23 protein-coding genes are annotated in these 22,407 nt (G+C 70.0%); 7 read left to right on the forward strand and 16 right to left on the reverse strand.

The window, feature by feature from the left end; all coding sequences use genetic code 11:
• Positions 1–162: 162 nt before the first annotated feature.
• The 5 genes from coaD to OCU_RS42635 all read right to left on the reverse strand — a co-directional run bounded on the left by coaD (position 163) and on the right by OCU_RS42635 (position 3,996).
• Positions 163–645 (reverse strand): pantetheine-phosphate adenylyltransferase, encoded by a 483-nt coding sequence (gene coaD / locus OCU_RS42615; protein WP_009953984.1) that lies wholly within the window; start codon positions 643–645, stop codon positions 163–165.
• Between the two features lie 175 nt (positions 646–820).
• Entirely contained in the window at positions 821–1,375 is a 555-nt protein-coding gene (rsmD, locus tag OCU_RS42620; RefSeq protein WP_014380717.1) for a 16S rRNA (guanine(966)-N(2))-methyltransferase RsmD, read from the reverse strand.
• A gap of 10 nt (positions 1,376–1,385) precedes the next feature.
• A complete protein-coding gene (locus OCU_RS42625; RefSeq protein ID WP_009955167.1) occupies positions 1,386–2,018 on the reverse strand; it encodes a vitamin K epoxide reductase family protein in 633 nt (210 codons plus the stop codon).
• Positions 2,015–2,782 carry a DsbA family protein gene (locus tag OCU_RS42630; protein WP_009955166.1) on the reverse strand — a complete coding sequence of 256 codons (768 nt, stop codon included), beginning with the start codon at positions 2,780–2,782 and terminating at the stop codon, positions 2,015–2,017. The genes OCU_RS42625 and OCU_RS42630 overlap by 4 nt, the downstream gene beginning before the upstream one ends.
• Before the next feature lie 95 nt (positions 2,783–2,877).
• Positions 2,878–3,996 carry an alpha/beta hydrolase gene (locus tag OCU_RS42635; protein WP_009955165.1) on the reverse strand — a complete coding sequence of 373 codons (1,119 nt, stop codon included), beginning with the start codon at positions 3,994–3,996 and terminating at the stop codon, positions 2,878–2,880.
• Between the two features lie 356 nt (positions 3,997–4,352).
• Between OCU_RS42635 and OCU_RS42640 the strand changes: the two genes are divergently transcribed.
• On the forward strand, positions 4,353–5,198 hold the full coding sequence (locus OCU_RS42640; protein WP_161807802.1) for an aldo/keto reductase: 846 nt from the start codon (positions 4,353–4,355) through the stop codon (positions 5,196–5,198).
• Between the two features lie 7 nt (positions 5,199–5,205).
• Here the strand turns inward: OCU_RS42640 and OCU_RS42645 are convergent, their stop codons facing one another.
• The 4 genes from OCU_RS42645 to OCU_RS42660 all read right to left on the reverse strand — a co-directional run bounded on the left by OCU_RS42645 (position 5,206) and on the right by OCU_RS42660 (position 10,636).
• Positions 5,206–5,919: an HNH endonuclease family protein gene (locus OCU_RS42645; protein WP_009955164.1), complete on the reverse strand. Its 714-nt coding sequence runs from the start codon at positions 5,917–5,919 to the stop codon at positions 5,206–5,208.
• Positions 5,916–8,135: an ATP-dependent DNA helicase RecG gene (recG, locus tag OCU_RS42650; protein WP_009955163.1), complete on the reverse strand. Its 2,220-nt coding sequence runs from the start codon at positions 8,133–8,135 to the stop codon at positions 5,916–5,918. The genes OCU_RS42645 and recG overlap by 4 nt, the downstream gene beginning before the upstream one ends.
• A gap of 2 nt (positions 8,136–8,137) precedes the next feature.
• On the reverse strand, positions 8,138–9,787 hold the full coding sequence (locus OCU_RS42655; protein ID WP_014380721.1) for a DAK2 domain-containing protein: 1,650 nt from the start codon (positions 9,785–9,787) through the stop codon (positions 8,138–8,140).
• Positions 9,788–9,952: 165 nt separating this feature from the next.
• Positions 9,953–10,636, reverse strand: coding sequence for a transglycosylase SLT domain-containing protein (locus tag OCU_RS42660; RefSeq protein ID WP_014380722.1), 684 nt, complete (start codon positions 10,634–10,636; stop codon positions 9,953–9,955).
• 456 nt (positions 10,637–11,092) lie between these two features.
• On the opposite strand from OCU_RS42660, the gene rpmB reads away from it, so the two are divergent.
• Positions 11,093–11,284 carry a 50S ribosomal protein L28 gene (gene rpmB, locus OCU_RS42665; protein ID WP_008258973.1) on the forward strand — a complete coding sequence of 64 codons (192 nt, stop codon included), beginning with the start codon at positions 11,093–11,095 and terminating at the stop codon, positions 11,282–11,284.
• 6 nt (positions 11,285–11,290) lie between these two features.
• On the opposite strand, the gene OCU_RS42670 is transcribed toward rpmB, so the two are convergent.
• Both OCU_RS42670 and OCU_RS42675 read right to left on the reverse strand, forming a co-directional pair.
• Positions 11,291–12,112, reverse strand: coding sequence for a mycofactocin-coupled SDR family oxidoreductase (locus tag OCU_RS42670; protein WP_008258974.1), 822 nt, complete (start codon positions 12,110–12,112; stop codon positions 11,291–11,293).
• Positions 12,113–12,114: 2 nt separating this feature from the next.
• Positions 12,115–13,017: an SDR family NAD(P)-dependent oxidoreductase gene (locus tag OCU_RS42675; protein ID WP_009955160.1), complete on the reverse strand. Its 903-nt coding sequence runs from the start codon at positions 13,015–13,017 to the stop codon at positions 12,115–12,117.
• A gap of 67 nt (positions 13,018–13,084) precedes the next feature.
• Between OCU_RS42675 and OCU_RS42680 the strand changes: the two genes are divergently transcribed.
• From OCU_RS42680 to OCU_RS42695, 4 genes are read left to right on the forward strand one after another with little or no spacing between them, the layout of a single operon-like run.
• The gene (locus tag OCU_RS42680; protein WP_008258978.1) at positions 13,085–13,528 is read left to right on the forward strand and encodes a nuclear transport factor 2 family protein; all 444 of its coding nucleotides are present in this window, start codon (positions 13,085–13,087) and stop codon (positions 13,526–13,528) included.
• A gap of 5 nt (positions 13,529–13,533) precedes the next feature.
• Complete coding sequence (locus OCU_RS42685) at positions 13,534–14,724, forward strand: sulfotransferase family protein (RefSeq protein ID WP_009955154.1); 1,191 nt, start codon at positions 13,534–13,536, stop codon at positions 14,722–14,724.
• Positions 14,717–15,961 (forward strand): hypothetical protein, encoded by a 1,245-nt coding sequence (locus tag OCU_RS42690; RefSeq protein ID WP_014380723.1) that lies wholly within the window; start codon positions 14,717–14,719, stop codon positions 15,959–15,961. The genes OCU_RS42685 and OCU_RS42690 overlap by 8 nt, the downstream gene beginning before the upstream one ends.
• Positions 15,962–15,963: 2 nt before the next feature.
• On the forward strand, positions 15,964–16,794 hold the full coding sequence (locus tag OCU_RS42695) for an oxidoreductase (protein ID WP_014380724.1): 831 nt from the start codon (positions 15,964–15,966) through the stop codon (positions 16,792–16,794).
• A gap of 10 nt (positions 16,795–16,804) precedes the next feature.
• On the opposite strand, the gene OCU_RS42700 is transcribed toward OCU_RS42695, so the two are convergent.
• The 3 genes from OCU_RS42700 to OCU_RS42710 are packed head-to-tail and all read right to left on the reverse strand — an operon-like array spanning position 16,805 to position 19,412.
• Positions 16,805–17,734 (reverse strand): NADP-dependent oxidoreductase, encoded by a 930-nt coding sequence (locus OCU_RS42700; protein ID WP_008258982.1) that lies wholly within the window; start codon positions 17,732–17,734, stop codon positions 16,805–16,807.
• A 5-nt stretch (positions 17,735–17,739) separates the two neighbouring features.
• A complete protein-coding gene (locus OCU_RS42705) occupies positions 17,740–18,423 on the reverse strand; it encodes a uracil-DNA glycosylase (protein WP_014380726.1) in 684 nt (227 codons plus the stop codon).
• 41 nt (positions 18,424–18,464) lie between these two features.
• Complete coding sequence (locus tag OCU_RS42710) at positions 18,465–19,412, reverse strand: thiamine-phosphate kinase (RefSeq protein ID WP_193375122.1); 948 nt, start codon at positions 19,410–19,412, stop codon at positions 18,465–18,467.
• A 45-nt stretch (positions 19,413–19,457) separates the two neighbouring features.
• On the opposite strand from OCU_RS42710, the gene OCU_RS42715 reads away from it, so the two are divergent.
• A complete protein-coding gene (locus OCU_RS42715; RefSeq protein WP_014380728.1) occupies positions 19,458–20,042 on the forward strand; it encodes a DUF3515 domain-containing protein in 585 nt (194 codons plus the stop codon).
• Here the strand turns inward: OCU_RS42715 and OCU_RS42720 are convergent, their stop codons facing one another.
• Complete coding sequence (locus OCU_RS42720) at positions 20,043–21,188, reverse strand: D-alanine--D-alanine ligase family protein (RefSeq protein ID WP_014380729.1); 1,146 nt, start codon at positions 21,186–21,188, stop codon at positions 20,043–20,045.
• A 31-nt stretch (positions 21,189–21,219) separates the two neighbouring features.
• Entirely contained in the window at positions 21,220–22,263 is a 1,044-nt protein-coding gene (locus OCU_RS42725) for an NAD(P)H-dependent glycerol-3-phosphate dehydrogenase (protein WP_009952776.1), read from the reverse strand.
• Positions 22,264–22,407: the final 144 nt, after the last annotated feature.

A 22,407-nucleotide genomic window follows, 5' to 3' on the forward strand; every position in this document is an offset into this window, starting at 1 on the left:
AAGATACGTTCCGCCGTGGCGTAATTGACCCGTTCCGCTCGCTGGGCGTGGCGTTGCGCGCTCGGAGCCATCGGGTACCCCCGCAGCGCCCGGCTACTCCACACCCTTGCCGTCTCGTCAATGACGTTGCCGCCCAACGCCTTCGGCGGCAGACGGTGTCGCTCAGGACCGACCGGCACGCTTTTCGCGCAAGCGACGGTTGACCGCTTCGGGCAGCAGCTCCGACACGTCGCCACCGAGCATGGCGACCTCCTTGGCCAACGACGACGACACGAACGAATACCGCGGCGCGGTCGCGACGAAAAAGGTGTCGACACCGGCGACGTGCTTGTTCATCTGCGCCATCTGCAGCTCGTATTCGAAGTCGGTGCCGGTGCGCAGCCCCTTCACGATGGCGGTCATCCCCCGCGACCGCACGAAATCGACCACCAGGCCCTGGCCGGCCTCCACCCGCAGATTGGGCAGGTGCGTCGTCGATTCGTTGATCATCGCGATCCGCTCGTCGAGGTCGAACATGCCCTTTTTGGCGGGGTTGGTCAGGATCGCCACCACCACCTCGTCGAACTGAGCCGACGCGCGCTCGAAGACATCGATGTGGCCCAACGTCACCGGGTCAAACGAGCCCGGGCATACCGCGCCGCTCATGACCCGCACCGACGACGATGCAGAGCGAAGCGATGAGGAGGAGCGGCGCCCACGTGGTGCGCCGGCGACGATGCAGAGCAAGCAATGAGGAGCGGCGCCATGGCGCGCGCCGAGACGATGCAGAGCGAAGCGATGGGGAGGAGCGGCGCCATGGCAAATGACGGTACACGCCCGCTCATACCCGCTCGGCGAGCTCCAAACGGGTGTCGCCGTAAACGCGTTGCGGCCACACCGACCAGCCGGCCGGCCAGCTCAGCGGCGCGCCGCCGGCCGCGCGCTCGACGACCGCGACGGCGCCCTCGCGCACCCACCCGTGCGCGATCAGCGCCGCCAGCACGGCCTCGACCTCGGCGGCGGCGACGTCGTACGGCGGGTCGGCCAGGACGAGGTCGACGGGAGAGCCGGTCCCGGCCGACAGGACGGCCGCCACCGCGCCCCGGCGCAGCGTCGCGCCCGGCAGCCCCAGGGTGTCGATGTTGCGCGCGATGACCGACGCGGTGCGCGGGTCGGACTCCACGAAGAGCGCGCTGGCGGCGCCGCGGGAGAGCGCCTCCAATCCCAGGGCGCCCGAGCCGGCGTACAGGTCCAGGACCGCCAGGCCGCTCAGCTCGCGGCGCGCGGTCAGGATGTTGAACAGCGACTCGCGGACCCGGTCGGTGGTGGGCCGCGTGCCCCGCGGCGGGACCGCGATGCGCCGGCCCCCGGCCACGCCGCCGATGATCCGGGTCACGTCCAGATTCCTACAGCAGCGTCGACCAATAGTCCCAGAACCGCGCCATGCACAGCAGAAACACCGCGGTGAACCACAGCGCGGCGATCGACCATCGCCATTGGTACACCACCCACGCCGGGCCGGCTTGGCGGGCCTGCAGCGCAGGGCGATACGCGATCGAGGCGACCACCACCAGCAGCGACATGGTGACCGCCCACACCACCATGCAGTACGGGCACAACGCGCCGATGCGATACAGGCTCTGGAAGATCAGCCAGTGCACGAACACCGCTCCGGCCAGCACCCCGGCCGTCAGTCCCAGCCAATACCATTGGGGCAGAACAACTTTCGTCAACGCCAGCAGCCCGGTGACGATCACCACGGTGAAGGCCACCAGGCCGAGCAACGGATTGGGGAACCCCAGCAGCGACGCCTGCGGCGTCATCATCACCGAGCCGCACGACAGGATCGGGTTGATGTTGCAGGACGGCACGTACGACGGGTCGAGCAGGATGTCGATCTTCTCGACCGTCAGCGTCATCGACGCCACCAGGCCGATCGCCCCGGCGATCAGCAGCCACCACGCGCTGGGCGCCGGCACCGGGGCCGGGGTGGGATCGGCGCTGGGATCGGCCGATTCGGTCGACACCGCGCCGGTCACATGGCGGCCGGCGCGACCGCGCCGTCGATGCCCGGGATGTTGCCCACGATCTCTTTGATCTTGCTGACCAGCGCGTCGGGCGTCGACGGGTCGTAGTCCTCGCCGTTGATCTTGATCGTCGGCGTGGCCTTGATCTGTGCGGCCGCGGCCTCGCCGGTGACCTTGTCCAGGTACTTGCCGCTGTTGATGCAGTCGGGCACCTTGCCCACGGCGCCGGCCTCACGGGCGAGTTCGATCAACCGCGCGTTGTCCGGGAAGCTCTTGCCGGTTTCGCTGGGCTGAATGTCGGTGGTGAACAGCGCGGTATGGAAACGGCGGAAGGCGTCGAGGGATTCGTCGGCGACGCAGCGGGCCGCGTTGGCCGCGCGCGACGAATAGTTGTGGTTCCGCGAGCTGTCCAGGATCGACACCATGGAGTAATCGGCCGCGATGGCCCCGACGTCGATGAGCCGCGACACCGTCGGCCCGAAGGTGCGTTCGAAGTTGCCGCAGGCCGGGCACAGGAAGTCCTCGTAGAACGTCACCACGGCCTTGGGGTTGTTGGTGCCGGGCTGGGTGACCAGCTTGCTCGACGTCACCCGCACCGTGTCGCCCGCGCCGGTGGCGGCGGGCTTCTTGTGGTTCGACGTCACGATGTAGAAGACGAGGACGACCGCGAAGATCACGACGAACGCGGTACCGCCGATCTGGACGAGCCGGCCGGACTTACCGCCGGAGGCCGACTTCATGTCGAATCGTGGGGGGCGTTTGGGTTTGTCGGCCACAGGTTCCCTGATCTTTCGGTAGGCGAGTTGTCGGTCTGCCGACAAAGCGATCGGACAAGGCGCCTCTAGATTACCGGCGCGGGCCGCCGGGCGACTCAGACCCGGCTGAGGTGTGCGCGCAGGGCCGAGATCAGCTCACTGGTCGCGACCATGCTGTCGCCGCCCAGCTGGAACATGTTGGCGAAGCCGTGGGTCAGCGAGCCCAGGTAACGCAGGTCGACCGCCGTCCCGGCGGCCCGCAGCGCCTCGGCGTAGGCCTCGCCCTCGTCGCGCAGCGGGTCGAAGCCCGCAACCGCGATCAGCGCCGGCGCCAGTCCGGCCAGCGATTCGGCCAGGGCCGGCGAGACGCGCGGGTCCGTGCGGTCCAGCTCCGAACGGCGCAGGTATTGGGACTCGAACCAGTCGATGTCGCGTTTGGTCAGCAGGAAGCCGCGCGAGAAAAGGCTCAGAGACCGGGTCTTCGCGGTGAAGTCGGTCCGCGGATAGATCAGCCACTGCAACACCGGCGCGGGGCCGCCCTCGTCGCGCGCCAATTGGCTGACGACGGCGGCGAGGTTGCCCCCGGCACTGTCGCCGCCGACCGCGATACGGCCGGGGGCGGCGCCCAGCTCGCCGGCGTGCTCGTATGCCCACGTGAACGCGGCGTACGCGTCCTCGATCGCGGCCGGCGCCGGGTGCTCGGGGGCCAGCCGGTAGTCGATCGACAACACGTGGACGCCCGCGTCACGGCAGGTCAGCCGGCACAGCGCGTCGTGGGTGTCCAGGTCACCGATCGACCAGCCGCCGCCGTGGTAGAAGACCAGCAACGGGGCCGCCGCGCCGTCGGCCGGACGATAGTGCCGGGCGCCGATGTCCCCGGCCGGGCCGGGCAGCGACAACTCGGTGACCTCGACGTGGATCTGCGGACCGGGGAAGCCCACGGTCGAGTCGTGCATCTGCGCCCGGGACGCCGCCGGGTCGTCGCCGACGACCAGCCCGTCGATGCCGACGGCGCGCAGGCCCGACAACATCAGCTGCAAGGTGGGATCGAGGGTGTTGCCGTCGATGATGACCGATCGGCCGCGAACCAGCCCTCGTCGCACCGCGGTCGGGATCCACGGGATGACCTTGACCCCGGCGCTGGTGACGGCGCCCTGGATGCGACTGGCCAGGGGCACCGACGCGCGCTGCGCTGCGGTGTGCACGTCTGGCGCGGCAGACAGAGGCTTGGTCATGGGCAACCCCCTTTTTCAAACAACGTGGCACCGCTTGACGACGAAAGTGAATTCACCCCTGAGCGGCCGCCGATTCCGGTGTGCCGCGCGACCAACTGTACGTGGTGGCGCACCGGGTACCAGAGGCCGCGGATGGACACCTGCCCAGGTGTTGATTAGGTTGCATTTGCTCCCTCGGTAATATCGTGATCCCCAAGCCGATGAAGCCTTCACGGATTGCGAGCAACTTCGACGTGTTCGATTTCGAACGCAGCGCCTCGAACTCGGCGCCGAACGCCGTTGATCTTCTCGCGCGATGGCGGAACCCGGCTCGGTGCACAATCTCGGACCATTAATTTCACAGGCAGGTGAATGAATTGACTGGCGAGTCGGGCTCCGCCGCACCCTCAATTGCTCTCAACGACGAAAACACGATGCCGGCCCTGGGCCTGGGCGTCGCGGAATTGTCGGACGACGAGACCGAACGCGCGGTATCGGCGGCGCTGGAAATCGGTTGCCGGCTCATCGACACCGCCGCGGCCTACGGCAACGAGGCCGCCGTCGGGCGCGCCATCGCCGCCTCCGGGATTCCGCGCGCCGAGCTGTTCGTGACCACCAAGCTGGCCACCTCCGATCAGGGTTTCAAGGGGGCGATGGACGCCTGCACCGCCAGCCTGGAACGGCTGGGCCTGGATTACGTCGACCTGTACCTGATTCACTGGCCGGCCCCGTCGCTGGGCAACTACGTGAACTCCTTCGGCGGAATGATCCAGTCCCGCGGGGACGGGCAGGCCCGCTCGATCGGCGTCTCCAACTTCACCGAGGAACACCTGACGACCGTCATCGACCTCACGTTCGTCACTCCCGCGGTCAACCAGATCGAGCTGCACCCGCTGCTCAACCAGGAGGCGTTGCGCAAGACCAACGCCGAGCACAACGTCGTCACCCAGTCCTACACGCCGCTGGCGCTGGGCAAGCTGATCGACAACCCGACCGTGAGCTCGATCGCCGGCGAATACGGCAAGACCGCCTCGCAGGTGCTGCTGCGGTGGAACCTGCAGCTGGGCAACGCGGTCGTCTTCCGCTCGGCCAAGGAAGAGCACATCGCGACCAACATGGACGTGTTCGATTTCGAGTTGGCCGCCGAGCACATGGATGCGATCAACGGGCTCAACGACGGCACCCGGCTGCGCCCGGACCCCGACACCTACGAGGGTTCATAAGCGACGGCTACCCCGCGGGGCAGCTCGCGGCGGCCTGACGCAAAACACCGGTCGACGCCGCATCCACCGGCAGCGCATAGCCGCGCAGCACGGCGATGAATTGCATGGCGTACTGGCAGGCGAACGCCCCGTTGGGCGGCATCCATTGGCCCGGTGGCGAATCGCCCTTGTCCTGATTGGCCGGCCCGTCGACGGCCAGCAGGTTGGCCGGATCGTTGGCGAAGCGCAGCCGCTCGGGCGCCGGCCAGCCGTACGCGCCCATGTCCCAGGCGTACGCGAGCGGCACGATGTGGTCGATCTGCACCGATTCGCCGACCTTGGGGCCGCGCGCAAAGGCGATCGTCTTGTTGGTGTACGGGTCGTGCAGCGTGCCCGTGGCCACGGCGTCCGGGCACCGCTTGATCGACACGTACGTCTTGTCGACGAGATCGCGGTTGAGGATGTCGTCGCGGGTGTCGCACCCGTTGTGCCCCAACGGCGCGTCGTTGTCGTCATCCCAGGCGTCGCCGAACGCCGCCCGCAGGTAGTCATAGCGGTGCAGCCGCACCGGCACGACCGCGATGCCCGCGAGCACGTCGACGCCGGGCAGCACCGTCGGAACATCCGCGCGCGCAGCGTATTCCGCGGAGTGCCGGGAGGCCGAGGTCCCGACCGTCTGGTAGGCCACCACCACCGCGAGCGCGGCCGCCGCGGCCAACCACAACAGCACCTTGCGGTTCAACTCTTGTCCAGGTATTCGATGCGGTCGGTGTCGGTGAATCGCGCCGCCAGCACGGCCAATCCGGGATCGGAGGGGTCCTCGGAATAGGTTCGGACGCAGAATTCCCGCGCCGCCTCGATGTACTCCAGGTGGTCGGCCAGGGACAGCAACCGCAGCGTGATCGCCCGGCCGGACTGGTTGCGGCCCAAGACATCTCCCTCGCGGCGCTCCTTGAGGTCCAGGTCGGCCAGGGCGAAGCCGTCCAGCGTCCCGGCCACCGCGGCCAGACGCCGGCCGGCCGGCGAGTCGGGCGCGGACCAGCTGGCGAACAGGCACAGGCTCGGGTGCCGGCCGCGGCCGATCCGGCCGCGCAGCTGATGCAACTGGCTGATCCCGAACCGGTCGGCGTCCATCACCAGCATCACGGTGGCGTTGGGGACGTCGACGCCGACCTCGATGACGGTGGTGCACACCAGCACGTCGATCTCGCCGGCGCGGAAGGCCGCCATCACCGCGTCCTTCTCGTCGCCGGACAGCCGCCCGTGCATCAGCCCCAGCCGCAGGTGCGCCAGCTCGCCGGAACGCAGTCGGGCGTAGAGGCCTTCGGCGGTCTCGGGGGCCTTGGCGTTCTGCTCCTGCGCGCCCGGATCGTCGTCCTCGTCGATGCGGGGCGCCACCACGTAGGCCTGCCGGCCGGCGGCGACCTCTTCGCTGATGCGCTGCCAGGCGCGGCCGAGCCAGGTGGGCTTGTCCTTGACGAAGATGACGTTGCTGGTGATCGGCTGGCGTCCACGCGGAAGTTCGCGCAGCGTCGACGTTTCCAGGTCCCCGTAGACGGTGAGCGCGACGGTGCGCGGGATCGGCGTCGCCGTCATCACCAGCAGGTGCGGGGTGACACCGGGACGGGCCTTGGCCCGCAACTGATCTCGCTGTTCGACCCCGAAGCGGTGCTGCTCGTCGACCACCACCATGCCCAGGTTGTCGAACTCCACCGCGTCCTGCAGCAGCGCGTGGGTGCCGACGACGATGCCCACCTCGCCGCCGGCGATCTCGGACCGGATCTGCTTCTTCTGCGCGGCGGTCATGGAACCGCTGAGCAGCGCCACCCGGGTGGCCCGATCGGCGCCGCCCAGCTGGCCCGCCATCGCCAGCGGGCCGAGCACGTCGCGGATGGATCGAAGATGTTGCGCGGCAAGCACTTCCGTCGGGGCCAGCAGCGCGCACTGATAACCGGCGTCCACCATCTGCAGCATCGCCAGCACCGACACGATCGTCTTACCCGAGCCCACCTCCCCCTGCAGCAGGCGGTTCAGCGGGCGGTTGGACGCCAGCCCCTCGGACAGCACGCCGAGCACGTCACGCTGCCCCGCGGTCAGCTCGAAAGGCAACCGCCCCAACAGTTCCGCGGCCAAACCGTCCGAACGCGGCGGCGCCGGGGGCCCCGATTCCGAAAGCTCGCCGTGCCGGCGGGCCACTAGGGCCCACTGCAGCCCGACGGCCTCGTCGAAGGTCAGGCGCTCGCGTGCCTGCTGACGGCGGGGCTCGCTTTCGGCGAGGTGGATGTCGCGCAACGCCTGATCCTCGGAGACCAGGCCGAATTTCGCGCGCAGGTCCTCGGGCAGGGGATCGGGCACCGGGTCGAGGACGTCGAGCACTTGGCGGACGGTGGCGAAGATGGTCCAGCTCTGCAGCTTGGCGCTGGCCGCATAGATCGGGAAGAAGTGGCGCTGATACGCGTCCGCGATGTCTTCGCCGGTGGTGGCGTGCGAGGCGTTGGCGATGCTCTTGAGGGACACGGTGCCGCGGTTCTTCCCGTCCGGCGTGTCGAGGAGGAGAAACGCGGGATGGGTGAGCTGCATGACGTTCCTGAAGAACCCGACCTCGCCGGAGAGCATCACCTTGGTGCCGGTGGTGAGGTCCTTTTTGATGTAGTTCGCGTTGAAGAACGTGGCGGTCACCTTGTTGCGCCCGGAGCCGAGCGTGATGCGGTGGCAGACCTTCTTCGGCGTCTTTTTCATCGGGAACGTCTCGGTGTCGGTGATCGTGTCGACGATGGTGATGTGTTCACCGGCGGGCGGCCGTTCGTCGTCGGCGTCCCAGCGGCTGGCGCCCTCGGTGTAGCTGCGGGGGTAGTGGCGCAGCAGGTCGTTGACGGTCCGGATGCCGAACACCTCGTCGAGGAGCTCCACGACCTTCCCGCCGACGGCGTAGTCCAGCCGGTCGGACAGCGACACCATCGCTACTCGACCCCGATCAGCAGCGCGTCACCGTGGTGGCCGGTGCGGTAGGTGACCAGTTCGGTCCCCGGGTGGTGGTCGTGCATGTGCTCTTCCAGGATGTCGCCGACGGCGCCGACGTCCCCATCGGTCTCGATGCCGGCGCCCAGCAGCACGGTCACCAGGTCGCCGCCGGAGGCCAGCAGGAGGTCGAGCAGGCCGATCGCCGCCCCGACGGCGTCGGCGGCCACGATCAGCACCTCGTCGCCCGCGATGCCCAGGCCGTCGCCGGGATGGCAGCGGCCCGCCCAGGTCAAGGCGCTCTCGGTGGCGATGCGCACCGATCCGTGCCGCGCGGCGCCGGCCGCCCGGGCCATGGTGTAGCCGTCGTCGACGGCCTGCCTGCCGGTCTCGTGCACGGCCAGCGCGGCCAGGCCCTGCACCATCGACCCGGTCGGGATCGGCACCACGTCGATCCCCCAGCCGATGGCCGCCGTGCACCCGGCGACCAGCTCCTCGGCGGCCACATAGCCGTTGGGCAGCACCATCACCTGCGCGGCGCCGGTGTCGACGACGGCGCGCATCAGCTGGTGCGCGCTGATGTTGGTCGTGGGATCGTGCGCTGCGGGGTCGCGTTGCAGCACGCAGGCGCCTTCCCCGGCGAACAGCTCGGCGGCGCCTTCGCCGTCGACGACGGCCAGCACCGCCCGTTCCCGCGTCCAGCCGCCCGCGGGCAACCCGGGGGCCCCGGAGCTCAGGGCCGAGATGACGATGCGGCTGAGTCGTCCGGCCGCCAGTCCCGCCTCGACGGCGGCGCCGGCGTCGTCGGTGTGCACGTGCACGGAATAGGTGCGTTGCGCGGACGACGGCGCCGACGCGATGCCCACCGAATCGCCCAGGTCCTCCAGCCGGTCCCGCAGCGCGTCCGCCGCCGCGGGCTCGCAGCCGTCCAGCCGGTACATCACCTCGAATTGGGGCGCCGGGCGCGGCGCGGGGGCTTCGGTGCGCTGCGCCCGCGGCGCGAGCTCGTAGACCGCCCGGGCCGGCGCCTGCCCCGTGATGGTGGTCCGCAACGCGTCCAGCAGGACCAGCAGGCCCCGCCCGCCGGCGTCCACGGCTCCGGCGTCGGCGAGCACGTCGAGCTGCTCGGGGGTCTTTTCCAGGGCGACCACCGCCGCGTCCCCGGCGGCGATGACCGCCGGCGCGAGCCCGTCCCCGGCGCGCGCGCACTGCTGCACGGCGGTCGCGGCGGCCCGTAGCACCGAGACGATGGTCCCCGGGACTTCCTCGCCGCCCATCGAGGTGATGACCAGCTCCACGCCGCGCTGCAGCGCATCGCCCAGCACGACGGCGTCGATGTGGGGCAGGTCGCCGCCGGCGTCGCTCGCGGCGGTGGCGGTGACGTCGGCGAGGCCGCGCAGGATCTGCGACAGGATCACCCCGGAGTTGCCACGGGCGCCGTTCAGCGCGCCGGCCGACAGCGCGGCCGCGGCCCGGGCGGCGCACCCCGAGCCGCCCTGCGCGTTCAGTTCCGCCAGGGCCGAACGCATGGTGAACAGCATGTTCGCGCCGGTGTCGGAGTCGGCGACGGGAAAGACGTTGAGTCGATTGATCTCGTCGATGTGGGTGATCAGGTCGCTGACGGCGGTGTGCGCCCAGTCTCGCAGGGTCATCGCGTCCAGGAGACGTAGCTGCGACGTATCAGCAGTGCCCAGTTGACCCACCTCCTCCGCACCTGTCTCCCGGTGGGCGCCAGCGTAGCCCGGCGACGCAGCCGCTGCGCTCAGTTGCTCCGCGCCGTTGAGGAAGATCGAGCGGCCGGCCGGCAGCGGCAGAGCTTAATAGCCCTGCCGGATACCGGGATTGGCCTGCCCCACCAGCGCGCGCTGATTGCTGCCGTCGCGGCTGACGCCGTAGCGGCTCATCTGATAGTTCATCGACGCGCATGCGGCCGCCACCGGATCCCACGCCGAGTTCGACGTCCCGGGCTGGTGGAAGGTCGCGAAGGTATCCGGCATTACCTGCCACGGGCCGCGCGTGGCGTGCAGCGGGCCACCGTCGAGCTGAGAAGGCCCGTAGGCGTTGCTGTCTGACAGGTTGATCGCACCCGAATGGAATTGCGATTCGTGGTCGGCGATGGTCATCATGCCCTCGATCCAGTGACCACGGGCCGACGCCTCGGTGACGCCGATCCGGGTCAGTGCCTCCTCGAGATAGCCGCGGATCGCGTCGGGTCCGTCCGGCCACACTCCCCGACCGTCGAAAGCGACCTGCCGCAGCTGGATTCCGCCGCGCACCGCGGCCGCCTCCTGCACCGCGGGACGAGGCGGACGGGGCTGCCACCACCACGTCGCATCGGCTGGAGCGGGGCCCGATGCTCTCGGGCCCGGTCCGCCCTGCCCGATGCCGTCATGCCCGCCCACAGCGGTCGGGCAGTTGACCGACGTACTCCCTATGGCGACGCTGCCCAGCGCCGCCACCACCAGATAGGCCGCCGCCACCCGGCGCAACCTCAACACCAACCGTCGTACGCCCGCCGGTGAGCCCCGCCCGCTTTCGACGTCGGCTGGTCCGGCGTTTTCGGCGCGCGCAACCACCCCGCGCACTCCCCTCAAGCCTGCCGATATTCGCTTCCCAGCCTCATCCGCAGCTCCGCGCGGGCCGGCACCACCGGGAAGAAGACTTCAGCCAATCAGCGCGCCGTCCGCACCTGATATAGGCAGCGACCGCGCCGACCATCGGCGGCGACGCCATCCTAGCGGCGCCGCGTCCGAGCAGCCCGGATTCGCGCCGGTACTGTGATCGACTCGGTGTTTACCGCCCAAGGGGTCGCGGCGCACACCTGACCCCGGCATGGCCCGGGCCGCCCGTCGACGTTTTGGTGGTTACCACGACAATCGGTATTCTGATTGGGCCCGGTGAGGCCGGGCTGTCCCGGCCGGATTGCCGGACCCCCGAGATTTTGAGGAGCTTGAACAATGGCCGCTGTGTGCGACATCTGCGGGAAAGGCCCCGGCTTCGGCAAGTCGGTGTCGCACTCCCACCGCCGCACAAGCCGCCGGTGGGACCCCAACGTCCAGACCGTGCACGTCGCCCGTCCGGGCGGTAACAAGCAGCGCCTCAATGTCTGCACGTCCTGCATCAAGGCCGGCAAGGTCGTCAGGGGCTAGTTCCCCCTACATGACGACGTGGCCGGCGTCGACCGGGATCGACACCCCCGTCACGTAGCGCGACCGCGGCCCGGCCAGCCACAGCACCGCCTCGGTGACGTCCCGCGCCTCGACCAACGGCACGCCGGGCAGCAGCATCTGCGAGACGGCCGGGTTCGGGTTCTCCGTCATCCGGTTCACCACGAAGTCGTTGAGAATCATCGGCGTCGCGACACCGCTGGGGTGCACCGAGTTGACCCGAATCTTGTGCGGCGCATACGCATTGGCCGCCGAGCGCATCAGACCCACGACACCGTGCTTGGACGCCGCGTAGGCGAACATCGCGGCGCTGCCGTCACCGCCACGTCCGGTCAGGCCCTGCGACGAACTGACCAGCACGACCGAGCCGCCGACACCCTTGCGCACGATCGAGGGGACCGTCGCCAGCATGGTGTGCCACACACCCTTGAGGTTGGTGTCGACGATCGTGTTGAACACCGGTTCGGCGTCGGGCTCGGTGACGCCGATCGCCACCACCCCGGCGTTGGCGATGACGACGTCGACCTCGCCGAGCTCGTCGATGCCCGCCTGCACGCCGGCCCGCAGACCCGCAAGGTCGCGCACGTCGGCGATCACCGGAACCGCTTTGCGGCCCGCCGACCCGACCAGCTGGACCGTTTCGGCCAGCTCTGCCTCGGTGCCCAAGGCGTAGGGAATGGCCTCGAGGTCGGCGCAGATGTCGACGGCGATGATGTCGGCGCCCTGCTCAGCCAGCGCGACGGCGTGGCTGCGGCCCTGGCCGCGCGCGGCGCCGGTCACGACGGCGACGACGTTGTCGAATTCACCCATGCTCAGATCTCCAGTTTCGTGCCGGTCTCGCGCTCGGCGAAGGCCACCAGCCGCGCGGCCGTGTCGTAGTCGCACGCCAGTTGCGTGCGGCCGATGAGCACCGGCCCACCGCGCAGCCCGAACCTGCCGCTGACCCCGACGTAGCTGCCGGGGGGAATCGGCTCGCTGATGCAGTACAGCGTCGGCGCCGCGCCCTCGTCGATGTCGTTGGCCAACCGGTCGGCCACCGCCTTGACCCCCTTGTGGGCCAGCGACATCAGCGGCGAGTCGCCCAGGTTGGACAGGTTCGAGGCCACCCAACCGGGGTGGGTGAGCTGCGTGACGAGCGGCGATGCGGCCGCGCGCAGCCTGCGGTCCAGCTCGAGCCCCCACAGCATCACGGCGAGCTTGGACTGCGCGTAGGCGCCCAACCTCGTCCACTTGTGGCGGCGCAGGTGCAGGTCGTCGAGGTGCAGCGTCGCCGACCGGTGGGCGTCGGAGCCGACGTTGATGATCTGCGAACGCACCTTGGGCAGCAGCAGGTTGGTCAGCGCGAACGGCCCGAGCAGGTTGGTGCCCAGTGTCATCTCGAATCCGTCGACCGTCTCGGTGCGGCGGTCGGTGAGGGCGCCGGCGTTGTTGATCAGGATGTCCACCGGCTCGTCGATCAGGCCGGCGAAGGCCCGCACCGACGACAGGTCGGCGAGGTCGAGCTTTTGCACCGACGTCGCACCGCCGCCGTTCGCGGAGATTTCGGCAGCGCGTTGCTCGCCGAGTTCGGTGTTGCGCACGGCCAGGATCACGTGCGCGCCGGCGTGGGCGAGCGCGCGCGAGGTGCCCAGCCCCACCCCGTTGGTCGCTCCGGTCACGATCACGCGCTTGCCGGTCAGGTTGCCGAGCCTGCTCGGCGTCCACGGTAAGGTCACGGCGACTAAGAGTAATCGTCGGTTCTATGTAAGTTGGACCGGACGGACTTTCCCGAGGCGGTTCGACATGAGTGACAGCGCCACCGAGATCACGAATCTCATCTACACCTATGCGCAGCTGCTCGACGGCGGCGACCTGGACGGGGTGGCCCGCCTCTTCGAGCACGGCCGCATCTGCGGCGTCGAGGACGGCCCGCCGGAAACGGTGTTCGCCGGCTCGGCGCGGGTCCGCGAGATGTACGAAATGGCCACGCGCATCTACGAAGACGGCACCCCGAAGACCAAACACAACACCACCAACGTCCAGCTGTACATCGACGAGGCCCAGGGCACCGCGACGAGCACGTCCTACTACTGCGTCACCCAGGCCACCCCCGACCTGCCGCTGCAGGTCATCGTGACCGGGCACTACAAGGACACCTTTCACCGGGTGGACGGCGCCTGGTGTTTCGACAGCCGCACCATGTTCGTCGACCAGGTCGGCGACGTCAGCCACCACCTGAAGTTCTGAGCCTCGTGCCGTCCCCCAGCGTCTTCGAGCCGGCCGCCGTCCTGGCCGACGCGCAACGCAAGGAAGGGCTCACCGACTGGGGCCCGGGCGAATTCGAAGAGCCGCTGACCGTCCTGCTGCGCGACTATGCGCGCGCCGACCTCAACGCGATCGGCGCCCACATCCTGCGCTCGGGCATCGTGCACAGCCTGCGGATGCGGCTGCGCACCCAGGAGTGGATCCGCCGCCATCCGGAGATTCTCGACGAGCGGGTGGCCGCGCCGATCGTCGTCGTCGGGATGATGCGCAGCGGGACCACGCTGTTGCAGCGCCTGCTGGCGGCCGATCCGCGCTTCGTCTGCGCGTACGGGTGGGAGGTCGTCGAGGTCGCGCCGCGGTTGAACCATCCGTTCACCGGGGTGGATCCGCGCATCGCCATCAGCCAAGCCCGCGAGGCGAAATCGCGCGAACTGGCGCCCGAGTTGTTCTCCATCCACCCGATGTACGCCACCGAAGCCGAGGAGGAGATCGTCTTTTTGGCGGACGCCTTCTTGTCGCACGTCCCCGAGTCGGGCGCCCACCTGCCCCACTACCGAACCTGGCTCGACGACCAGGACTTCACCCCCGCCTATGGCTACCTGCACCGCATGCTGCAGTTCCTGCAATGGCAAAAACGCCAACGCGGGCAGGCCGGTCAACGGTGGGTGCTCAAATCGCCGGCGCACCTGGGGTATTTGAGCCTGCTGCACGCGCACTTTCCCGACCTGCACGTCGTGCACATGCACCGCGATCCCCGCACCACGATCGCGTCGGGGGCCAGTCTGAACGCCACGCTGCACGCGATGCACGCCGACGTCGTCGACGCCCACCGGGTCGGCGCGCAATGGCTGGCACGGGTGGGCTGGACCAACGACCGTGCGATGACGACCCGCGACGGCTGGTCCGACGACGGTGAGCGCGTCACCGACATCGGGTTCGACGATGCGGTGGCCGACCCGATCGGGCAGGTGGCCCGCGTCTACGACGCGATCGAGCTGCCGCTGACGGCCGAGGCCGAGGACGCGATGCGGCGCTGGCTGCGTGAGCGTCCGCGCGAGGCGGCGCGCCCGCCCTACGGCCTGGAGAACTACGGCCTGCTTCCCGAGCAGGTCGACGAGCGATTCACGTTGTACAACAAGCGATTTGCACAATATATCGGAGGAACAGCGCATGCCTGAAGACCCGGTCGCGACGGCATCCCAGCACGAACAGGAACTGGCGGCGCTCGAGCTGATCGAGCATCCCACCGTCAAGGCCGCGTACCGGACCGTTGCCGAAACCTGGCTGGGCCGCGCCAAGGCGTCCGACGCGATGCGCGAACGGTTCGACGACGCGTTCGCCGAGGTGATGTTCTCGGCGGCGATGTGGTCGTCCAACCAGGACAAGCTGCGACCCAAGGTCAGCTGCATCACCCGGCTCGCCCACCCCGTAAACGGCCGCCGGATCCCCGGATCGCGGTGGGGCATCGACAATCCCGACAGCGTGTACCGGGTGATCCCCATCTCCGGGGACGAGCGCTACGAGATCCACGGCCGGGTCGGCGAACACCGGATGACCGAGAACTACTTCACCCTCTGGGATGCGAACATGGGCACCGTCGACGTGCTCAACGGCCGCACCATGAGGGTCGACTCCGACGGCAGCTTCACCATCACCGTCGACTCCGAACCCGCCAACGGTCGGCCCAATCACGTGCGGAGCACCCCGGCGGCACACGAGTTCTACATTCGAGACGTGCTGCTGGACTGGGGCCGCGACGACCCCAATCACCTTGAGGTGCAACGGCTTGGCGCCCCGGCGTCAACACCGGCACGCACCCTTGACGAGCAGGCCGAGGCCACCGCCGCGATGATGGATTACTTCGCGAACTTCACCGGCAAGCTCAGCCACGGCGTGTACAAGATGCCGGCCAACCAGTTCAACCTGGCCTGGTCGGCCGACAGGATCGGCGCCATGCGCAACCAGGTGTACGTGATGGGCCGCTTCGATCTCGGCCCCGACGAGGCGTTCGTCGTCGACCTGAATGACGGTGGCGCCGAATACTTCACCGTCCCGCTCAGCAACGTTTGGGGCACCACGCTCGAGCTCGTCGACCGCACCGGCAGCCTCAACAAGGCGCAGTCGGTCCCCAACCAGGACGGCACCTACACCTACGTGATCTCCCCCATCGACCCCGGCGTGGCCAACTGGATCGACTCCGACGGCCTGCGCGAGGCCATCCTGACCCTGCGCATGGCGGAGTTCAGCGAGGCCGGTCCGCGGGAAGACCTCGGTGCGCGGGGCCGCGTCGTCAAGCTGGACCGGCTCGACGCGGAGGTGCCACACCTGGAGCGGGTGAGCCCGCAGCAGCGGGCCGCCCAGCTCGCCGAGCGCCGCAAGGGATATCTGCGCCGCCTACCGGAAGGGACGATTTAGGCATGGCTCGCTGGCTGATCACGGGATGCTCCACCGGCTTCGGACGCGAAATCGCCCGCGCCGCACTGGAAGCCGGCCACAGCGTGGTGGTGACGGCGCGGCGCGCCGAGGCGGTGCAGGACCTCGCCGACGAGTTCGGCGACCGGGCGCTGGCCGTCGCGCTCGACGTGACCGACACCGGCCAGGTCGCGGCCGCGGTGGCGGCGGCCGACGAGGCCTTCGGCGGAATCGATGTGCTGGTCAACAACGCCGGACACGGCTACCTGTCCGCGGTGGAAGAGGGTGAGGACGCCGAGGTCCGAAAGCTGTTCGACGTGAACTACTTCGGCGCCGTCGACATGATCAAGGCGGTGCTGCCGGCCATGCGCGCCCGCGGATCGGGCCACATCATCAACATCTCCTCGATGACCGGCCTGGTGGCCAACCCGCCCAACGCCTACTATTCGTCGACCAAGTTCGCGCTGGAGGCGCTCACCGAGGCGCTCGCCACCGAGGTCCGCCCCCTGGGCATCAAGGTGACCGCCGTCGAACCCGGCGCGTTCCGCACCGATTGGGCGACAAGGTCGATGAAGGAATCCGGCGCCCCGATCACCGATTACGCCGACGTGGCGGCGCGCAAGGACCTGATCAAGCAGTTCGCCGATCACCTGCCCGGCGACCCGCGCAAGGTGGCCGAGGCGGTGCTGATGCTCGCCAAGCTCGACGACCCCCCGCTGCGCTTGCTGCTGGGCCGCGACGTGCTCAAGGCCATGCGGGACAAGATCGCCGCGTTGTCGGCGTCGATCGACGAATGGGAAGCCGTCACCAAGGACGTCAACTTCCCGGCCTCGTGACGCCGAGCCGTCAATCCCGCACGACCAGGACCGTCTTGCCGGCGCGGCCGCCCCGCTCCCGGCTTTCGAACGCTTCCCGGCCCTCGTCGAGCGGGAACGTCTGGGCGATCGCGACGTGCAACCGGTCGCTGTCGACGAGCGCGGCGAGCTCGGCGAGCTGATCCCGATTCGGTGTGACGATGAAGAAGGTTGCGCTGACGCCGAATTCGTCGGCCCGGCCGTCCGGCGGCGGTGCCGACAACGTCACCAGCCGGCCGCCGCGGCGCAGCACGCCGTAGGACCTTTCCAGCGTCTGCCCGCCGACGGTGTCGACGACGACGTCGTAGGCGGCGCCGGCCTCGTCGAATGCCTCGGTGCGCGTGTCGATCACCCGCTGCGCGCCGCAGCCGCGAAGAAGATTCGCGGTGTCGCTGCGCACGGTCGCGGTCACCCGCGCACCCAGCAGGGCGGCCAACTGAACGGTCAACAGGCCCACCCCGCCGGCGCCTCCGTGCACCAGCACGCTCTCCTTTGGCTGCACCGCGGCGTGATCGACCAGTGCCTGCAGCGCGGTCAGGCCGGCCAGCGGGAGCGCGGCGGCGACGACGTGGGAGACCGTCGACGGTTTGGCGGCCAGATCGGCCGCGGGCACGGCGACGAAATCGGCGGCCGCGCCGTCGCGGTCGAACGCGATCAGTCCGTAGACCTCGTCGCCGGGCACGAAATCCGTGACGTCGTCGGCCACCGCGGACACCACACCGGAGACCTCGTGGGACGGGATGACGGGGGTTCGGCTGACGCCGTCGCGGGTCCACGTCTCCTCCCATGTCAGCTCGTCGAAGGTGATGGCGGCCGCGTGCACGGCCACCAAGGCTTCCCCGGCAGCCGCGACCGGCACGGGCGCCCGCTCGATCACCAGCTGCTCCGGTCCGCCGCGCCGGTTCGCCCGTAGCGCGGTCATCTCGTTCAGGGCAGCCGCCAATCGATCGCGTCCGCGCCCATTCCGGCCAGCAGTTCGTTGGCACGGCTGAACGGGCGGGAGCCGAAGAACCCCCGCGACGCCGACAGCGGCGAGGGGTGCGGTGACTCGATGGCCACGCAATTGCCTTGGGCGAGAATCGGTTTGAGCGTCGAGGCGTCGCGGCCCCACAGGATCGCCACCAGCGGCAGCGAGCGCGCGGTCAGCGCCCGGATGGCGCATTCGGTCACCGTTTCCCAGCCCTTGCCCCGGTGCGACGCCGGATTGCTGGGTCGCACGGTGAGCACCCTGTTCAACAGCAGCACACCGCGCTGCGCCCAGGGCGTCAGGTCACCGCACGACGGCGGGGGGTGGCCCAGGTCGGTCGTGTACTCCTGAAAGATGTTGGCCAGGCTGCGCGGCAGCGGCCGCACCTCGGGGGCCACCGAAAAGCTCAGCCCCACAGCGTGTCCGGGCGTCGGGTAGGGGTCCTGCCCGACGATCAGCACCCGGACCTGGTCGAACGGATAGGTGAAGGCGCGCAACACATTCGGGCCGGCGGGCAGATACCTGCGCCCGGCCGCGATCTCGTCCCGCAGGAACTGCCCCATCTGGGCGACCTGCCCGGCCACGGGTTGCAGCGCGTTCGCCCAGCCCGGCTCGACCAATTCGCTCAGCGGGCGCGCCGTCATCGTCGGCCCTTCGCGATCGGGTAAACGGTCACCGCGTCACCCTAGTACGACTGCCAGCCGGCGTGGCCGCTCCACTCCTGATCGTCGACGAGCACCCGGGCCGGCCCGTCGAGCACCCGCCCGATGATGCGCCATCCGGCCGGCGCGGGTCCGGCGAAACATGCCACCAGGGCGTGGTCTTCGCCGCCCCCCAACACCCACGGCCAGGGATCGGCGCCTGCGGCGGCGGCCGCCGCGGCGAGCGCGTCGCGGTCGGCGGCCAGCGCCGCCGTGGACAGGTCGATGCCCACCCCCGACGCGTCGGCCACATGCCGCAGGTCGGCGATCAGGCCGTCGGAGACGTCGATCATCGCCTGCGCTCCCCCGGCGGCGGCGACCGCACCCTGACCGTACGGCGGCTCGGGCACCACATGCCGGCGCCGCAGCTCCTCGAAACCGCCGATACCGGTGTGCCACAGGGCGAATCCCGCGGCCGAACGGCCCAGGTCGCCGGCGACAGCGACCAGCGAACCCGGCGTTGCGCCCGATCGCCGCACCGGCTCGCGGCCGCCGAGATCGCCGAGCACCGTCACCGAGATCACCCACTGCGGGCAGCTGACCAGGTCGCCGCCGGCGATGCCGGCCCCGACCCGTTGCGCCTCGTCCCACATCCCGTCGACGAGCGCGTCCACCGCGGCCGCCGGCGTCTCACCGGGCGCGCCGAAGGCGACGACGAACGCCGTGGGCCGCGCGCCCATCGCCTCGATGTCCGCGGCGTTCTGGGCGATCGCCTTGCGGCCGATGTCGTGCGGCGTCGACCAGTCCAGCCGGAAGTGCCGGTCCTGCACCAGCATGTCGGTCGACACCACGGCGCGGCCATCGCCGGCCGCCACCAGCGCCGCGTCGTCACCCGGCCCGAGCACCACAGCGGCGGGCTGGCGGCGACCGGCCACCAGGCGGTCGATCACGGCGAATTCGCCGAGTTGCCGCAGCGTCGATTCGTCCCGCACGCCACCCACGATAATTGGCCATCGGGGTGAGCTGAGGCGATAGTGATGTGGGGACAGGAGGTGCGGGCGGTGGCAACCGAATCGGACGCCGACGGCGGGCCGCCGCGCGCGGTGATCATCGTCGCGGTGGCGCTGGCCGTCACGACCATCGGGGTGATCCTGGCGATCGCGGCCACCCGTGAGGCGCCCCCGCAGCCGGTCGCCGTCGCGGGCGTCCCGGCGCCGCAGGCCGACAGCCCCGCGTGCCGGGCGCTGATGGACGCGCTGCCGCAGCGCCTGGGTGACTACCAGCGGGCGGCGCTCGAGCAGCCGGAACCGGTGGGCGCGGCGGCATGGCGCTCCGGGCGGGGCGCCGACCCCGTCGTGCTGCGCTGCGGCCTGGACCGCCCGGGCGAGTTCGTCGTCGGCTCCCCGATCCAGGTGGTCGACCGGGTGCAGTGGTTCCAGGTGCGCTCCGACCAGCAATCCGCCGGTGACGCCGGCAGATCCACCTGGTACGCGGTGGATCGCGGTGTCTACGTGGCGCTCACGCTGCCCACCGGGTCGGGCCCGGCGCCCATCCAGCGCCTGTCGGAGGTAATCGCGCAGCGCATCCCGGCCGGGCCCATCAGCCCCGGGCCGGCGCGCTAGCTAGCGCAGGCCCACCCCGCGGGCCAGCGCCGTCTCGACCATCGTCGCCAGCAGGGTCGGGTAGTCCACGCCGCTGGCCGCCCACATCCGCGGGTACATCGAGATCGTGGTGAACCCCGGCATCGTGTTGATCTCGTTGAGCACCGGCCCGTCCTCGGTGAGGAAGAAATCCACCCGCGCCAGACCCTGGCAGTCGATGGCCTTGAAGGCGCGGACCGCCAATTGGCGCACTGTGTCGGCGATTTCGTCGTCGACCTTTGCGGGCACGTCCAATTCGGCTGCGTCGTCAAGGTATTTGGTGGCGAAGTCGTAGAACGAATCCTCGCGGCCCCGCACGCCTGCCACCCGGATCTCGCCGAGCGCGCTGGCTTCGACTGTGCCGTCGGGCATTTCGAGCACACCGCACTCCAGCTCGCGGCCGACGATCGCGGCCTCGACGATGACTTTGGGATCGTGGCGGCGCGCCGCGGCGACGGCGGCGTCCAGCTGGTCCCAGCTCGCTACCCGGCTCACACCGATCGAGGAACCTCCCCGGGCGGGTTTGACGAACACCGGCAGCCCCAGCCGCTGGCACTCCTCGGGCCGCAGCCGCGCGCGCGAGGGGCGCAGCACCGCGTAGTCGCCGACCGGCAATCCCTCGGCGGCGAACAGCTTCTTGGTGAACTCCTTGTCCATGCCGGCGGCGCTGGCCAGCACACCGGCGCCCACATACGGCACGCCGGCGAGTTCGAGCAGACCCTGGATGGTGCCGTCCTCGCCGTAGGGGCCGTGCAGCACGGGGAACACCACGTCGACGGACGCCAACACCTCACCGGCGCCGGGCGGCAGGGCGACCAATTGGCCGCCGCGCCGCGGATCGGCCGGCAGCGCCAGTTCGGTTCCCGACTCGGCGGTGACTTCGGGCAGCCGCCGGTCGGTGATCGCCAGCGCGGCCGGGTCGCCGTCGGTGAGCACCCAGGAACCTTCCGGGGTGATGCCGATCGCGACCACCTCGAAACGCTCGGGGTCGAGGTTGCGCAGAATGCTGCCCGCCGAGACGCACGAGATGGCGTGCTCGTTGCTGCGCCCCCCGAAGACGACGGCCACGCGCGCCCGCTCGCCGCCCCCCGAGCCGGGGTGCGGCGTCGACCGATCGCTGGCATTCACAATCTCAAGAGGCTACCGGGTAGGTGGGGTCTCACTCGGGCTTGGTGCGACGGCCCAACAGCAGCGCCATCGCCTCATCGACCGACAGCCCCTTGTGGCAGACCCGGTGCACGGCATCGGTGAGCGGCATTTCGACGTCGTAACTGGCCGCCAGCGCCAGCACCGACTCGCAGGACGTCACACCCTCGACGACGTGCCCGTCGCCGCCGTCGGGCGTGCCGGAAAGAATCGACTCGACGGTTGCTCCGCGGCCGAGCCGTTCACCGAACGACCGGTTGCGCGAATGCGGGGAGCTGCACGTGGCCACCAGGTCGCCCACGCCGGCGAGCCCGGCCAGCGTCGCGCCCTTGGCGCCCAGCGCGATCCCCAGCCGCATGATCTCGGCCAGGCCCCGGGTGATGATCGCCGCCGCGGTGTTTTCGCCGAGCCCCACGCCGGCGGCCATCCCGCAGGCGAGCGCGATCACGTTCTTGCACGCCCCGCCGATCTCGGTGCCCACCACATCACTGTTGGTGTAGGGGCGAAAGTATCCGCTGTTCAGCATGCGCTGCAGGGCGACGGCCCGGCCCGAGTCGCCGGAGGCGACCACGGTCGCGGCCGGCTGGCATCCGGCGATCTCGCTGGCCAGGTTCGGCCCCGAGATCACCGCGACGTGAGCGGGGTCGACGCCGGTCACCGCGACGATCACCTGGCTCATCCGCATCAGGGTGCCCAGCTCGATGCCCTTGGCCAGGCTGACCAGGGTCGCGCCCTCGCGCAGCAGCGGCGTCCAGCGCTCGAGGTTGCTCCGCATCGTCTGCGCCGGCACGCCGAGCAGCACCGTGGACGCGTTCTGGAGCGCCTCGGCGGCGTCGGCGGTGGCGCGGATGCCCGGCGGCAGCGACGTGCCGGGCAGATAGTCCGGGTTCGATCGGGTGGCGTTGATCCGCTCGGCGAGCTCCGGCCTGCGGGCCCACAACGTGACCTGTGTTTCCGGCCCGCCCGCCTCGACGAGCACCTTCGCCAGCGCCGTGCCCCACGCCCCGGCGCCCATGACCGTGACGGCGCCGGTCGAACCGGCATGCGTGCTGGTCATGTGTCACCCCCTGTCGTGGTCGGCGTTGCTCATGCGGCACGTGCAGCCGCTACACCCTAGATCAGCGACGGACCGGGCGTCACGCGCGCCAGCGTGTCCCGCGCGCCGGGGCCATGACGCCGGCGCGCGGGGCCGCGCTGGCAG

It is taken from the genome of Mycobacterium intracellulare ATCC 13950 (genome assembly GCF_000277125.1).
Lineage (GTDB): Bacteria > Actinomycetota > Actinomycetes > Mycobacteriales > Mycobacteriaceae > Mycobacterium > Mycobacterium intracellulare.